Below are 15,317 nucleotides of genomic sequence, written 5' to 3'. Positions count from 1 at the left end.
GGTACCCCCAGGGCCGGGAGGGGGACCTCAGGCGTGGGCGATTGCTGCCCCGCCACCCTAAGGGGCTGCTCCGGTCAGGTGTTCCACGACGCGCCGTGGGTGAAATCAGTCACTGTGCCGGGCCGGCGGCCGGCGAGGAGGCCGGCGACGGTGCCGTGGCGGTCATACCGGCCGCCTTGGCCGCGCTGCTCACGGCCCCCGCGACGGCGCCCGCGACCTTGTCGTTGAACACGCTGGGGATGATGTAGTTCGGGTTCAGCTCGTCCTCGCGGACCACGTCGGCGAGCGCGGTGGCCGCAGCGAGCATCATCTCCGTGTTGACGGTCCGCGACTGGGCGTCGAGCAGGCCCCGGAACACACCGGGGAAGACCAGGACGTTGTTGATCTGGTTGGGGAAGTCGGAGCGGCCGGTGGCCACAACTGCCGCGGTCTGCCGCGCGATTGCCGGGTCGACCTCCGGGTCGGGGTTGGCGAGCGCGAAGACGATCGCGCCGTCCGCCATCGCCGCGACGTCCTCCCCGCTGAGCACGTTCGGTGCCGAGACGCCGATGAACACGTCCGCGCCGTGCACCGCCTCCTTGAGGGTGCCCGTGACGCCCTCCGGGTTGGTGTTGTCGGCGATCCAGCGAAGCTGGGAGGCCTGCTCGTAGTCGGCGGCGCCGCCGTTGAGGTCGTCGCGGCCCGCGTGCACCACACCGTGGATGTCGGCGACCACGGCGTGCTTGACGCCCGCCGCCATCAGCAGCTTCAGGATCGCGGTGCCCGCGGCGCCGGCGCCGGACATCACCACCCGGACGTCGCCCATGGCCTTGCCGACCACGCGCAGGGCGTTGGTGAGCGCGGCGAGCACCACGATGGCCGTGCCGTGCTGGTCGTCGTGGAAGACCGGGATGTCGACGGCCTCGCGCAGCCGTGCCTCGATCTCGAAGCAGCGGGGCGCCGAGATGTCCTCCAGGTTGATGCCGGCGAAGCCCGGGGCGATGGCCCTGACGATGGACACGATCTCGTCGGTGTCCTGGGTGTCCAGGCAGATCGGCCAGGCGTCGATGCCCGCGAAGCGCTTGAAGAGGGCCGCCTTGCCCTCCATCACCGGCAGCGCGGCCTTGGGGCCGATGTTGCCGAGGCCGAGCACCGCGGAGCCGTCCGTGACGACGGCGACCGAGTTGCGCTTGATGGTGAGCCTGCGGGCGTCCTCGGGGTTCTCGGCGATGGCCATGCAGACCCGTGCCACACCGGGGGTGTACACCATGGACAGGTCGTCGCGGTTGCGGATGGGGTGCTTGGACGCCATCTCGATCTTGCCGCCGAGGTGCATCAGGAACGTACGGTCGGACACCTTGCCCAGGACGACGCCCTCGATGGTGCGCAGCTTGCCGACGATCTCGTCGGCGTGTGCGGTGGAGCTGGCGGCGATGGTGACGTCGATGCGCAGCTTCTCGTGCCCCGAGGCCGTCACGTCGAGGCCGGTGACCGAGCCGCCGGAGGACTCCACCGCCGTGGTGAGCTGGGAGACCGCGGTTCCACTCGCGGGCACCTCCAGCCTGACCGTCATCGAGTAGGAGACGCTGGGCGCCGTTGCCATGGCCGACTTCCTCTGCTTTCCCTTGTGTCGCGTGCGCGCGGCCCGTGATGTGGGTGTCCCGTGATGTGCGGACGTCACGAGGAGCGCCATCCGATAGTCGCACCTACCGCCGGGTATGTGGTACCCGGCCCTGGATGGCACACATGGTGTTCCCGTACTGTTTGCCGGACTTCGGAACACGGATTCCACCATACGAGAACGAAGACTCCGTGGCGAAATCCAGTGTGCAGCGCAAGGTATCCGGTGTGCCGCGCAGGGGGAACAGGAAGGCCCGCCAGGAGGCGAACGGAACACGAAGAGGCCCGCGCCACCGGGTGGCGCGGGCCTCTCCTTGTGCAGTGTGGTGGCACCGACCCGCCATGCTCGCCTCGCGGCAAGTGGTCGCTCGAAGCGACGAAGGTTGGGCCCGGGGGCTTGGATCGAGCCGGTGCCATATCCAAGGTAACAAACGATCCCCGTACGGCAATTCCGCCTCGGCGAATCGGCGTACGAAAGTGTGTCACCGGCCGGGTGCCGCCCCCGGGGCGCCCGCCGGGACGCAGCCGGGACGCACCCGGAACGCCACCGCCGGGCACCTCCCCGCACCGTCTGCCGTCAGTCCCTGAGCAGGTCGGGAACACCGTCCTCGTCCGGCTCGTCACGCTCGGTGGCCACCACGGTGAGCTGCTGGGTGGCACGGGTCAGTGCCACGTACAGCACCCGCAGCCCCGCGGGGCCCTCGTCGGCGATCTCGGCGGGTGAGACGACCACCGTGGCGTCGTACTCCAGCCCCTTGGCCTCCAGGCTGCCCAGGGCCACCACACGGTCGCCGAGGCCCGCCAGCCAGCGCGCCACATCCTGCCTGCGGTGCATCGCGGCCACCACGCCGACGGTGCCGTCCACCTCGCCCAGCAGCCGGGCGGCCTCCTCGCGCACGGTGGCGGCGAGGCCCCGCCCGCCGGCGGCGGCCACCGCGAAGCGGGGCCGCACACCGGTGGCACGCACCGCGGACGGCGCCGGGGTGCCCGGCATGGCGAGCGCGAGCACCTTCGCCGCCAGCTCGGCGATCTCCGCGGGGTTGCGGTAGTTGACGGTGAGCGTGAAGCGGCGCCGCGGGCGGCTGCCGAGGGCCTCGTCGCGGGCCTCGGCGGCCTCGTCCGGGTCGGACCAGGACGACTGCGCCGGATCGCCCACGATCGTCCACGTGGCGTGCCGGCCGCGCCGGCCGATCATGCGCCACTGCATCGGCGTGACGTCCTGCGCCTCGTCGACGATGACGTGGGCGTACTCGGTGCGCTCCCGGGCGAGGCGCTCGGCGCGCTCGCGCCTGCTCTCACCGTTCGACCAGCCGGTCGGCATCAGCTCCTCAAGACCGCTGAGCTGGTCGAGCGGGTCGAGGTCGCGGGAGCGCGCGGGGCGTGCCGGGGTGCCGAGGATGGCCTGGAGCTCGTCGAGCAGGGCCACGTCGTGGACGGAGTGGCCGTCGCGGGCCAGGGAGCGGGCCGTCCTGCGCACCTCCCCCTGGTTCAGGACCCGGCGCGAGAAGCGGCTCAGGCGCTTCTCGTCGGCCATCGCGGCCAGCACGCCGCGCGGGGTGAGCTCGGGCCACCACGCGTCCAGGAAGGCGAGGAAGGAGTCCTCCGCGCTGACGTCCTCGTCGAAGGAGGACCGCAGTTCGGCGGCGAGTTCGGGGTCGTCGTGCCGGCCGGCGGAGCCGGACTTCGCCCACAGGGCGTCCAGGAGCAGGCGGCGGGCGCGCGGACGCAGGAGGTTCACGGGCGCCGTGCCGCCGAGGGCGGTGCGGCGGATCCCGGCGAGCTCGGCGGCCTCCAGCTCCAGACGGCGCCCGAAGGCGACCACCCGCAACCGGGTGGGGGTGCCGTCCGGATGCAGGTCCAGCGCGCCCCGCGCCGCCTTGCGCAGCACCTTCAGCATGCGGCTGGAGCCCTTGACGCGGGCCACCGCGGGGGTGTCGTAGAGGGTCGCCTCGACACCGGCGCCGTCGTGCAGCGAGCCGACCGCCCGGATCGCCACCTGCCCCTCCTCGCCGAGCGAGGGGAGCACGCCCTCCGTGTAGGCGACGAGCAGCGGCGTCGGCGAGACGACGAGGATGCCGCCCGCGTAGCGGCGCCGGTCCTGGTAGAGCAGGTAGGCGGCCCGGTGCAGCGCCACCGCCGTCTTCCCCGTGCCGGGGCCGCCCTCCACCTGCGTGACCGAGGCGGCGGGGGCGCGGATCACCTGGTCCTGCTCCGCCTGGATGGAGGCCACGATGTCGTGCATGGTGTGGCCCCTGGCCCGGCCCAGTGCGGCCATCAGGGCGCCGTCGCCGACCACCGGCAGCTCGCGCCCCGTCGGGTCGTAGGCGGTCAGCTCGGGCCGCATCAGGTCGTCCTCCACACCGAGCACCCGGCGGCCCTTGGAGCGGATCACCCGGCGGCGCACCACCCGGCCGGGGTCGACCGGCGTGGCGCGGTAGAAGGGGGCGGCCGCCGGGGCGCGCCAGTCGATGACGAGCGGCGTGTAGTCGGCGTCGAGCACGCCCATCCGGCCGATGTGCAGGGTCTCGGCGATGTCCGCGTACGAGCGGGCGCCCGAGGGCCCCTCCTCGGTGCGCACCGCGCCGTCCGCGGGCTCCAGGGCCGTGTAGGCGCCGTCCGGGCCCTTCTTGCCGTCCTTGCCGGGCAGCAGGTCGACCCTGCCGAACAGGAAGTCCTCGAACTCGCTGTTCAGCCGGTTCAGGTGGACGCCGGCGCGGAACACCTGCGCGTCCCGCTCGGCCAGTGCGCCCGGAGTCCCCACCTGGCCGCGCGCGGCGGCGTCCCGCATCAGGAACTCCGCCTCGTCGATCTTCTCGCCGAGGCGTCGGTAGACGCGGTCCAGGTGCCGCTGCTCGACGGCGATCTCGGCCTCGCGCACCGAGTCGGGCGCGCCGGCCCGCGGCTCGGCGGCACCGGGCGGGCCGCCATGGGAGCGGGCGGGCGCGGCGTCCGGCTCCGCGGGTGATGCGACGGATGGATCGACGGCTTCCTGCGCGGCCACCGAAACCCCCTTCTGACGTGCTGGGCAGCCGTCCACCGTACGCGAAAGGGAGCCGGAGTGCGCACCCGCCCGCCCGGGACCGGCCGCGGCCCCGCCCGGGCGGGGCCGCGGCCGTCAGGTGGCGTCCGGCGCGTCCACGGTCACCAGGTGCCTGCCGTCCAGGGTCGCCACCTCGAAGTGGTCGATGTCGTCGAGGTCGAGGGCGGCACTGCCCCGCACGTACAGCGGGTGCTTGGCGGCCGGGTAGCTGCTGCCCGGCAGGCCGTAGCCGAAGGACGGCACGGACCAGGACGTCACTGTCTGCCGGGTGCCGTCGGTTCCGACCGCGGTCAGCGAGCAGGTCAGCGGGCCCTTGAGGTTGCGCAGCTCCAGCACGGTGTCGGTGCCCCACGGCGTGTCCGCGAGGCCGAGGGTGGCACTGACGTTCGTGGCGGCGTCGGTGGCGTGCACCCGCTCGGGCATCTGCCGCAGGTCGGCGTCTGACGCGCCGGCCGCGCCGGCGGAGGGCGGCTGCTGCGCGCTGCCGCCGCCACCGCCCAGGCCGGCCACGGCAACCGGACCGGCGACGATCAGCGCCGCCGCCGCGGCCACCAGGAACCCGGCGCGCCTGCGCCGCCGCGCACGGTGCGCCGCCACGTCCGCGAACAGCCGGTCGGCGAGCTGCGGGCCCGGGGTGACGGGGAGCAGGGGGACGGCGCCGGAGGCGGGCACCGGGGGTGCGCCGGGAGGTGCCTGCCGGGTGGTGGGGCGGGCCGGGGCGGCGGGGGCCGGAGCAGGGGCACCGGACTCGTCGGCGGGGCCGGGCAGTCCGGCGAGGGCCGCGAGCACCGGGCCCATGCCGATCAGTTCGTCGAGCTGCTCGGCGCACCGCTCGCAGCCCGCCAGGTGCTCCTCGAACGCGGTGGCCTCCGCGGGCTCGAGCAGCCCGAGGGCGTAGGCCCCGACCGTCTCGTGCACGTCGTCGTCCATGAACGGGGAGACGCGCGGGTCACCAGGTCCGTGTGCGGTCATGACGTCACCCCCCGCTCCTCCAGCGCAAGCTTCAGCGAACGCAGCGCGTAGAACACCCGCGAGCGGACGGTACCGCCGGGGATGCCGAGCGCCTCGGCCGCCTCGTTGACGGTACGCCCCTTGAAATACGTCTCGACGAGAACCTCCCGGTGCGCGGCGGTGAGGTCGCCGAGCGCGTCCGAGAGTGTCATCAGCCACAGGGCCCTGTCGATCTCGTCGGCCGCCGGCATCGCGTCGAGCGGCGACGGGTCGACCTCCTGGGGGCGCGCCTGGCGGCTGCGGTGCCCGTCGATGACGATGCGCCGGGCGACGGTCACCAGCCAGGGACGCACCGAGCCGGTGGCCCGGTGCAGGTGGCCGGCGTGCTTCCAGGCCCTGATCAGGGTCTCCTGGACGACGTCCTCGGCGCGCTGGCGGTCACCCGCGACCAGTCTGAGCACGTACCCGAGCAGCGGGCCCGCGTGCTCCTCGTACAGGGCGCGCATCAGCTCCTCGTCCGGGCCCTCGGCCGGCCGCGGGACACCGCCCGGCCACCCGCCCGGGTCCGGCGGGCGGGCGGGGCCGGGCACACGGGCCGCGTCCCGGCCTGCGGCGGGACCGGGCGGCCCCGGCGGGCCCGCCGGCCCGGGCAGGCCGGAGGGACCGGCCGCGGGTGGCGGGGTCGGTGGGGTCGGTGGGGTCTGCGGGCGTTCATCGGCCACGACCAGATTTTTGCGCACGCCAACCTCCGGTGTCCTCCCGCCCTGGGATCTCACCGCTCCATACGCATCGGAGCAGGCACCTGTTCACCACCATTCGGCACCGGTCGGCCACGATCGGCCTCATTCGGTGATACATGGTGGTTCGTACGGGTTGATGAGGGATTCACGGCCGGAATTGCCCTCGTGTCAGGAGCTTCAGGGCCGAAGTCCATGGTGGAGGTCCACGGCGGAGTCCCATGGTGGAGATCCATGGTGGAGGTCCACGGTGGTGGCCCATGGTGGAGGTCCACGGTGGAGGCCCACGGTGGTGGCCCACGATGGAGGTCCACGGCGGAGGCCCGCGGCGAAGGTCCACGATGGAGGCCCACCGGATTCGCCGCCGCCCGCACGTCCTGCGGGTCGCGTCCGGTCCCGGGGTCCGTCCTCGCGGCTGCCCCCGGCCGCGGCCCCCGGGCGCAGCTCCGCCCCGGGGCCTAGGCGCGGGGCACGGCGGCACGGCGGCGGTGCCGGGCGACGCGTTCGCGGTTGCCGCACACCTCGCTGGAGCACCAGCGGCGTCGGCGGCCGCGGGAGGTGTCGAGGTAGATCAGCGGGCAGTTGTCGCCCTCGCACCGGCGCAGGCGGTCCCGGGCTGCGGGATCGGTCAGCAGGTCCACGGTGTCCCGTGCGAGCAGGGCGAGCAGTGCCGCGCAACCCGGGTCCGCGTGCAGCGCCCGGACCAGCCGGCCGTCCCCGCCGCGTACCGCGCGGGGCGCGGGCGGCGCCTCGCGGGCCAGCATGTTGACGTATTCCAGGGCGCCGGGCGCGGGCCGTCCGTCCAGCTCGCCACGGACCAGGTCGCCGATGTGGGTGCGCAGTTCCCGGAAGGCGGCCAGCCAGAGCGGGTCGGCGGCGGGCAGCACGGTGGCGCAGGGCTCCGCGGCGGGCCTGGCCGGCGCCCGCGCGCCGGGGGACGGCGCCCGCGGGTCGGGAGCCGCCGTCTGCGGGTCGGGGGCCGGTGCCCGCGGGTCCGGAGCGGGGGCACACGGCAGCCGGGCGGCCGGCACCGGGGCCGGGACGCCGGTGCCGGGGGCCGTGGCAGCAGGATCCGCTGGTACCAGGCCCTCGACGGCGCACCAGATCCGCAGCCGGGCCACGGAGTCGAGGCGTTCGTCGGGATGTGCGGTCGCCAGCAGATCGAGGCTGATCCGCCCGGAGTCGAACCGGAGCCCGGAGGTCGCCGAGGCCGTGCCGAGGGCGCCCGCTGCCATGAGCCTGTCACCGCCTTGGGGGGTCCGGGTGTGTGGCCTCCTCCTACAGTGCCCGCCCGAACGCCCGGCCGGAACCCCGGCGGCCCGCGGGTACCGCCGTGTCGACACCCGCGGGCGTCCCCCGGGCCGCCTCGGCACGGCCCGCCCCCGCCCCGGGCCGCACGCCGCCGGGCACGCGGAGAGCAGCGCCGACGGCCACACGGCACGCCTGCGCGAGGCCCCGGCCCCACGGCCGCGTCGCGCCGGCCTTGACCCGACCCGACGGCCAAGACGCACCTGCGGCAAACCCCGACCCCGCGGCCGCGTCGCGCCCCGACCGCACCCACCCGGCGTCACGGCGCGCCCGTGACATGCCCCGACCCCGCAGCCACGTTCCGCCCGACCGCACCCACCCGGCGGCCACGACACGCCTGCGGCAGACCCCGGCCCCGCGGTCGCGTTCCGCCCCCGGCGGCACCCGCCGACGGCGGCACCCGCCGACGGTGGCACCCGCCGACGGTGGCACCCGCCACCGCGGGCCCGTCCCGCACCGGCACGGGGAACCGGGCGAGCGGCCACTGCCCACCCGCGGCTGGCCGCAGCGCCCGCGGAGCCCTCCCGGCGGATCGTGACCGGCCGCCGGGAGCCGGTGGAGCGCCGACCGGCGGCGGGCGGCCGGCCGAACAGCGGTGGGAGGGCCCGCGGAATCAGCGGCGGTGGGCCCGCGGAACCAGCGGGCGCGGGTGGCTCAGCCGTCCGCGTACTTCGCGTCGGTGGCCGGGTCGAGCGCCAGCCGGTAGCCGCGCTTGACCACCGTCTGGATGAGTCTCGGTGTGCCGAGGGCGGTGCGCAGTCGGGCCATGGCGGTCTCCACCGCGTGTTCGTCGCGGCCCGTGCCGGGCAGCGCACGCAGCAGGTCGGCGCGGGAGACCACCCAGCCGGGACGGCGGGCGAGCGCGCGCAGCAGGGACATCCCGGCGGGCGGCACGGGCCGCAGGACACCGTCGACGACGACCGCGTGGCCCCGGAGCTGCACGCGGTGCCCGGCCACCGGCAGGCTCCTCGCGCGGCCGGGAAGCTCCTGGCAGAGCAACTGGACGAGCGGGCCGAGCCGGAAGCGGTCCGGCTGCACGGTGTCCACACCGTGGGCCTGGAGCGGTGTCGCGGTGACCGGTCCGACGCAGGCGACCAGCACGTCGTGGCCCAGCGCGGCCAGCAGGGCCGGCAGCATGCCGCGCTCCTCCGCCCTGCGCAGCAGCGACGCGGCGGCGGGCGCGCTGGTGAAGGTCAGCGCGTCGACACCGCGGGCCACCGCCGCGTCCAGCAGCCGGTCGACGGGTCCGAGGTCGGCGGGCGGCATCCACCGGTACACCGGCACGCCGATGACCTCCGCTCCCCCGGCCCGCAGCGACTCGACGAAGCCGGGCAGCGGCTCACCGTGCAGTTGGACGGCGATCCGCCGGCCCTCGACGCCCTGGTCGAGGAGCCGGTCGAGCACCTCGGCCATCGACTCGGACGACGGCGACCACTCCTCGGTCAGGCCCGCGGCCCGGACCGCACCCTTGACCTTGGGCCCGCGGGCCAGCAGTTCCATCCCACGCAGCCGGGCGAGCAGCGCCTCGCCGAGGCCCCAGCCGTCCGCCGCCTCCACCCAGCCGCGGAAGCCGATCGCGGTGGTGGCGACGACCACGTCCGCGCCGCGGTCGATGAGCTCCTCGGTGGCGGCGAGCAGTTCGCTGTCGTCGGCGAGCGGCACGATCCGCAGGGCGGGGGCGTGCAGCACGGCGGCGCCGCGGCGGTGCAGCAGCGCCCCCAGCTCCTCCGCCCGGCGGGCCGCGGTCACCCCGACGGTGAACCCGGCGAGCGGCGCACCGGCCCCCGCGGGCCCGTCGGCCGGCGCGCCGCCGGCCCCGTCCCGCGGGCCTGGCCCGGTGGACCCGTCGGCCGCGTTCGCCCGGCCGGGCCCGGCAGCCTCCCCGGCCGGGGCCCCGGCCCGGTCCGCCGTCCGTCCGCTCGGCTCCGCACCCTGTTCTCGCTCTTCCATGGCTCTCGTCCCGCGTCCCGTGGTCTCGTCGGCTGCGGCCCGTCCCGTGGCCACCGTGCCGCTGTGCCGAACGAGCCTGCCAAGGGGCCGTGACAGCCCCGGATCACCATGATGTCCTGCGTGTTACGCCGCCTCGCGGCGCCCGCCACCCGCGGCGCCCGCTCACACCTCGGCGCGGTCCAGCCGCCGGTCCCGCCCGGCCCCGGCCCCGGGCGCGGCGGCGGGGGCGGCCGGCCGGCGCACGTATACGGCCCGGGTGATGGCGTAACACACCGCGTAGCAGCCGAGGAAGGCCAGGAACGCGGGTGTGCCCGTGCCGCCGGCCTTGAACGACTGCCGCAGGGCGAGGTTGATGCCGAGCCCGCCGAGCGCCCCGGCCGCGCCGATCAGCCCCATGGCCGCCCCGGACAGCCGCCGCCCGTACGCCGCCGCGGCCTCACCCGTCAGCCCGGCGGCCGCCGCCTCGGCCCGGAAGACGGCGGGGATCATCTTGTAGGTGGAGCCGTTGCCGAGCCCGGACAGCGCGAAGAGCGCGATGAACGCGGCGGTGAACAGCGGGAGCGACGCCCGTACCGAGGCGAGCGCGACCAGTGCGGTGGCGGCGGCCATGGCGACGAAGTTCCACAGCGTGATCCGGGCACCGCCGTACCGGTCGGCCAGCCGCCCGCCCACGGGCCGCACCAGCGAGCCGAGCAGCGGCCCCACGAAGGTGAGGGACGCGGCCTGCAGCGGGGTGCGCCCGAACTGCGTCTGCAGAACGAGGCCGAAGGCGAAGCTGTAGCCGATGAACGACCCGAAGGTGCCCACGTACAGCAGCGCCATGATCCAGGTGTGCCGGTCGCGGGCGGCCTCGCGCGCCGCCCCCGTGTCGTCCCGCACCGTCGCGAGGTTGTCCATGAACCGCACGGCGCAGCACACGGCGAGGAGGATGCAGGGCAGGTAGATCCCGATCAGTACCCGCGGCCCGCCCGCGGCGCCGAGCACGGCGAGGCCCACGAGCTGCACCGCGGGGACGCCCAGGTTGCCGCCGCCCGCGTTCACGCCGAGCGCCCAGCCCTTCCTGTGCAGTGGGAAGTAGGCGTTGATGTTGGTCATGGAGGAGGCGAAGTTCCCGCCGCCCACCCCGCTGAGCACCGCGCACAGCAGGAACGTCCCGTAGGAGGTGCCGGGGTGCATCACCGCGAAGGCGGCGGCGGTGGGCACCAGCAGCAGGGACGCGGAGACGATCGTCCAGTTGCGGCCGCCGAACCGCGCCACGGCGAAGGTGTACGGCACCCGGACGACGGCACCGACCAGGGTGGCCATCGACGCCAGGAAGAACTTCCCGGCCGGGTCGATGCCGTACTCGGGCCCCATGAACAGCACCAGCACGGACCAGAGCGTCCACACGGAGAAGCCGATGTGCTCGCAGAGCACGGAGAACCACAGGTTCCGCCGCGCGATCCGCTCTCCCCCCTCCCTCCAGAACCGCTCGTCCTCCGGATCCCACTCCTCGATCCAGCGGCCTCCGGTACGGCTACGAGCCGGTGTCTTCCGCATGCCCCGCCTCCACGGTCTCGGCGCCCTCGGATGGACAGGGCCGACGGTAGGGACGGCGGATTTCGGGGCTGTGCCAGGGCGTGACCACCGCGGAACGTTGCTCTCACGGTGGGCGGCCGCGCCGGGTGAGGGGCACGCCCGGTGAGGGCACGCCCGGTGCGGGGAGGGGCGCACCCGGCCGCCCCCGCGCCCGCGCGCCCCGGCACGGGCCGGGCGGACGGTCGGGGCCGGGGCGCGCGGGCCGTGCGGCCGCACCCCTGCCGCATCTCACGCGCCCGCATCTCACGCGCCCGCGGTCATCACCCGCCGGTCCTCGTCCGGGAGCCAGGCCCCGGGCGGCGGCCGGAGCCAGCCTTCCTCGGCGGCCAGCGCGGCGGCGGCGGCGCGCAGTGCGTCGATGCCGGGGTGCCGCGCGCCCCTGCGCCAGACGAGGGAGAGGGGCGAGAGGGGCACGGGGTCGACGAGCGGGCGCAGGACGGTGCCAGGCATGGCCGGGAAGTCCAGTACGGCCAGGACGGGCGTGCGGCTCTTCGCCATCACCCGCCGGAACTCGTCGACGCCCACGGCGAGCGGTGCGGGCGGTGCGAGGACGATGCCGCGCCCCTCGAAGAGCCGCTGCGCCAGCTCGGTCCACTCACGGGTGCCCGGGTTGCCGGCCCCCGCGTACACCCGCTCCCCCGCGAGGGCGCCGAGCGGCACCTCGGGCAGGTGCGCCAGCGGATGGTCGCCGGGCAGCACCACCGCCATCCGCTCGTAACGCACCGGCTGCTGGGCGAGCCGTGCGCGGACCGCCGCCGGCAGGCCCGCGAACCGCCCGAAGGAGGCGTCGAGGCTCCCTGCGAGCAGCCCGGCCGCGGCGCCGGTGAGGCCGCTCTCGTAACGGGCCATCAGCTCGCACTCCGGAGCGAGCTCGCGGGCCCTGGCGAGGATCCGGGCGCCCAGCAGCCCGGGGCTGTTGAGGTCGACGAGCGCCGGGCGACCCGCGCCCGGCACGCAGGCGGCCAGCAGCTCGTCCTGGGCGTCGAGCACCCGCCGGGCGTACGGCACCAGGCGCTCGCCGTCCGCCGTCAGGCTGACCTGCCGGGTGGTCCGCGCGAACAGCTCGACGCCCAACTCGCGCTCCAGCCGCCGGATGTCGCGGCTGAGCGCCTGCTGGGCGACGTACAGCCGGGCCGCGGCCCTGGTGAAGTGCAGGTCCTCGGCCACGGTGACGAAGGCGCGCAGGAGACGGGTGTCGGGGTGGCGCCGGGCCGCGAACCGGCCCTCGCCCACGGCCGGGCCGCGCTGCGCGACCCGTCGCGGCGGGAGGGCGGGCACGCCCCCACGATACGCGGGCGGGCGGCGGGGCGAGGAGGTGTTTCAGGTCGCTCGCCGCGGGCGGGGCTTCGCCCTTCGGCCCACGGACCCACGGGCTCACGAACCGTGCCCCCGCACCCCCGCACCTCCGCACCCCAGCGGGCCCGTGCCTCCGCGCCCCCGCGGGCCCGGTGGCCGGCGGCCACCGGGCCGGTGCCCGGGCGCTATCTGCGGCGCCACTCCTGCGCGAGGAGCGCGTAGGAGCGGACCCGGTCGGGGTGGTCGTGGGTGATGGTGGTGATGAGGAGTTCGTCGGCGGCGGTGGCCTCCTGGAGCTGGGCGAGCTGGTCGGCGACGCGGGCCGGGGAGCCGACGAACTGGGTCTGGACACGGTCGGCGACCAGCGCGCGGTCCTGGTCGGTCCAGGTGTGGGCGCGGACCTCCTGCGGGGTGGGGAAGGCGATGGCGCCCTCGCCGCTGCGGATGCTGCGCACCCAGGGGGCGTACCCGGCGGCCAGTTCCCGTGCGGTGGCGTCGTCCTCGGCGACGACGACGTCCGCGGAGACGCTGACGTACGGCTCGTCGAGCACCGCCGAGGGCTTGAACGCGGCCCGGTAGCCCTCCACCGCCTCCAGCACGGTGGCCGGGCTGACGTGGTAGTTCGCGGCGAACCGCAGCCCGTTGCGGCCCGCGGCGTTGGCGCTCTGGCCGGCGCTGCTGCCCAGGATCCACACCTGGAGGTCCGCGCCCTCGCCGGGCACGACGTGTGCCTCGGTGCCGTCGGGCGCGCGGTAGGTGCCGGCCAGCAGTGCGAGGACGTCGTCGATCAGCTCGTCGTAGTCCTGCGCCTCGGCCTTCGGCTGCTGGAGCAGGGTGCGCTGGAGGGCGAACCGGGGCGAGCCGAGCAACTGCCGGGTGTCGAACCGGTCCGGGATGCGCAGGCCGCCCGGGGCGCGGCCGCCGGCGGCCGGGGTGGCGGTGGGCGGCGGATCGGCGCGGTCCGCCGGCGGGCGGCCGCCGGAGCGGCCGAGGCCCAGGTCGAGCCGTCCGGGGTGCAGCGCGTCGATCAGGCCGAACTCCTCGACGGTGGAGAGCGCGGTGCGGTGCCCCATCAGGACGGCGCCCGAGCCGAGCCGGATCGTCGAGGTCGCGGCCGCGGTCAGGGCGAGCACGACGGCGGGCGAGGTGCCGGCCACGCCCGGGTTGAGGTGGTGCTCGGCGAACCAGTAGCGGGCGTACCCGAGCCGTTCGGCCTGCCGGGCGAGGTCGATGGAGTTGCGCAGGGCCTGGGCGGCGGTGGAACCGGACGTGATCGGTACGAGGTCGAGGACCCCGAGGGGGGTGTCGGGCATCGGCGGCGCTCCTCAGAGGTCGGCGGTCGCGGGGGCGGGTGCGGTGGTCGCGGGGGCGGGTGCGGCGGTTGCGGGGGCGGCGGTGCCGGGCGGGAGGGGCTCCGGCGGGGCCGGGCGCCTCACGAGGCCGCCCGGCGGCTGCCGGCGCCCGGGGCGGGCGGCTCGGACAGGCCCAGGTGGTCGCGCAGCGTGGTGCCCTCGTAGTCGGTACGGAACACCCCGCGTTCCTGGAGCAGCGGCACAACGGTGTCCGCGAAGGCGTCAAGACCGCCCGGCGTCAGGTGCGGGACGAGGATGAAGCCGTCCGAGGCGTCCGCCTGGACGAAGTCGTCGATGGTCGCGGCCACGGTGGCCGGGGAGCCCACGAACGCCTGGCGGTTGCCGGTCTCGATGACGAGGTCGCGGATGGACCACTTGTTCGCGGCCGCCAGCTCGCGCCACTCCCGGGCGATCGCCAGCGGGTCCCGGTACATCCGCACCTGGGCCCGGCCGCGGGCGATGGTGTGCTCGCCGGGGTCCGGGTCGATGTCCGGCAGCGGCCCGTCCGGGTCGTACGCGGACAGGTCGCGGTTCCACACGAACTCCAGGTGTTTGATCGCGGTGGCGCCGCTGACCTGCCGGCGGCGCACCTCGCGGGCGAGCTCCCCGGCCTCCTCGTCGGTGTCGCCGAGGACGAAGGTCGCCGCGGGCAGGATCAGCAGTTGGTCGTGGCTGCGGCCGTACCTGGCCAGCCTGCCCTTGACGTCCCGGTAGAACGCCTGGCCCTCCTTGAGGGTGCTGTACCTGCTGAAGATCGCGTCGGCGCTCGACGCGGCGAACTCGCGCCCCTCGTCGGAGTCGCCGGCCTGGAAGACGACGGGGCGGCCCTGCGGGCTGCGCGGCACGTTGAACCGCCCCTCGATGTCGAAGTGCTGCCCGCTGTGCACGAACGCGCCGGCCCCGGCGTCCCGCAGGAAGGTGCCGCCCGCCTGGTCGGCGACGATCTCGTCGCCGCGCCAGGAGTCGAAGAGCTCGGTGGCGGTCGCGAGGAACTCCTTGGCACGCGAGTAGCGCTCCTGCTGCGGCAGGAAGCCGCCGCGGCGGAAGTTCTCACCGGTGAACGCGTCCCAGGAGGTGACGACGTTCCAGGCGGCACGGCCGCCGGAGAGGTGGTCGAGGCTGGCGAACTGGCGGGCCACCTCGTAGGGCTCGTTGAAGGTGGAGTTGATGGTGCCGGTCAGACCGAGCCGGTCGGTGACGGCGGCGAGGGCGGTCAGGACGGTGAAGGTGTCGGGCCGGCCGACGACGTCCAGGTCGTAGATCCTGCCGCCCTGCTCGCGCAGCCTGAGGCCCTCGGCGAGGAACAGGAAGTCGAACTTGGCGCGTTCCGCGGTGCGCGCGAAGTGTGCGAAGGAGCTGAACTCGATGTGGCTGCCGGCCGCCGGGTCGCTCCAGACGGTGGTGTTGTTGACGCCGGGGAAGTGCGCCGCGAGGTGGAGCTGCTTGACCGGCTTGCCCGTGCGCTCGCTGTGCTCGGTGTGCTGGCTCATGGTCGGTGGGTCCCTC

10 protein-coding genes are annotated in these 15,317 nt (G+C 75.4%); all 10 read right to left on the bottom strand.

Features of this window, described 5'->3' with window-relative positions:
- Window positions 1–109: 109 nt before the first annotated feature.
- The 10 genes from IE313_RS10760 to IE313_RS10715 all read right to left on the bottom strand — a co-directional run bounded on the left by IE313_RS10760 (window position 110) and on the right by IE313_RS10715 (window position 15,301).
- On the bottom strand, window positions 110–1,582 hold the full coding sequence (locus IE313_RS10760) for an NAD-dependent malic enzyme (protein ID WP_189930774.1): 1,473 nt from the start codon (window positions 1,580–1,582) through the stop codon (window positions 110–112).
- 594 nt (window positions 1,583–2,176) lie between these two features.
- Window positions 2,177–4,477, bottom strand: coding sequence for a HelD family protein (locus tag IE313_RS10755; RefSeq protein WP_229924547.1), 2,301 nt, complete (start codon window positions 4,475–4,477; stop codon window positions 2,177–2,179).
- A gap of 237 nt (window positions 4,478–4,714) precedes the next feature.
- Window positions 4,715–5,611, bottom strand: coding sequence for a zf-HC2 domain-containing protein (locus tag IE313_RS10750; protein ID WP_229924525.1), 897 nt, complete (start codon window positions 5,609–5,611; stop codon window positions 4,715–4,717).
- Window positions 5,608–6,096 carry a sigma-70 family RNA polymerase sigma factor gene (locus IE313_RS10745; protein ID WP_229924524.1) on the bottom strand — a complete coding sequence of 163 codons (489 nt, stop codon included), beginning with the start codon at window positions 6,094–6,096 and terminating at the stop codon, window positions 5,608–5,610. Before IE313_RS10745 ends, IE313_RS10750 begins: the two co-directional genes overlap by 4 nt.
- A gap of 689 nt (window positions 6,097–6,785) precedes the next feature.
- Window positions 6,786–7,562: a CGNR zinc finger domain-containing protein gene (locus tag IE313_RS10740; RefSeq protein WP_189930771.1), complete on the bottom strand. Its 777-nt coding sequence runs from the start codon at window positions 7,560–7,562 to the stop codon at window positions 6,786–6,788.
- 727 nt (window positions 7,563–8,289) lie between these two features.
- The gene (locus tag IE313_RS10735; protein WP_189930770.1) at window positions 8,290–9,585 is read right to left on the bottom strand and encodes a uroporphyrinogen-III synthase; all 1,296 of its coding nucleotides are present in this window, start codon (window positions 9,583–9,585) and stop codon (window positions 8,290–8,292) included.
- A gap of 162 nt (window positions 9,586–9,747) precedes the next feature.
- Window positions 9,748–11,124 (bottom strand): MFS transporter, encoded by a 1,377-nt coding sequence (locus IE313_RS10730; protein ID WP_189930769.1) that lies wholly within the window; start codon window positions 11,122–11,124, stop codon window positions 9,748–9,750.
- Window positions 11,125–11,406: 282 nt separating this feature from the next.
- Complete coding sequence (locus tag IE313_RS10725) at window positions 11,407–12,396, bottom strand: LysR family transcriptional regulator (RefSeq protein WP_189930968.1); 990 nt, start codon at window positions 12,394–12,396, stop codon at window positions 11,407–11,409.
- A gap of 248 nt (window positions 12,397–12,644) precedes the next feature.
- Window positions 12,645–13,772, bottom strand: coding sequence for an LLM class flavin-dependent oxidoreductase (locus IE313_RS10720; RefSeq protein WP_189930768.1), 1,128 nt, complete (start codon window positions 13,770–13,772; stop codon window positions 12,645–12,647).
- Between the two features lie 119 nt (window positions 13,773–13,891).
- A complete protein-coding gene (locus IE313_RS10715) occupies window positions 13,892–15,301 on the bottom strand; it encodes an NtaA/DmoA family FMN-dependent monooxygenase (RefSeq protein ID WP_189930767.1) in 1,410 nt (469 codons plus the stop codon).
- Between the last annotated feature and the right edge of the window lie 16 nt (window positions 15,302–15,317).

The sequence above is a fragment of the Streptomyces sulfonofaciens genome, assembly GCF_014656295.1.
In the GTDB taxonomy this organism is placed as follows: domain Bacteria; phylum Actinomycetota; class Actinomycetes; order Streptomycetales; family Streptomycetaceae; genus Streptomyces; species Streptomyces sulfonofaciens.
The sequence above is the reverse complement of the archived record's forward strand: the minus strand, read 5'-3'. Positions and strand labels throughout refer to the sequence as shown.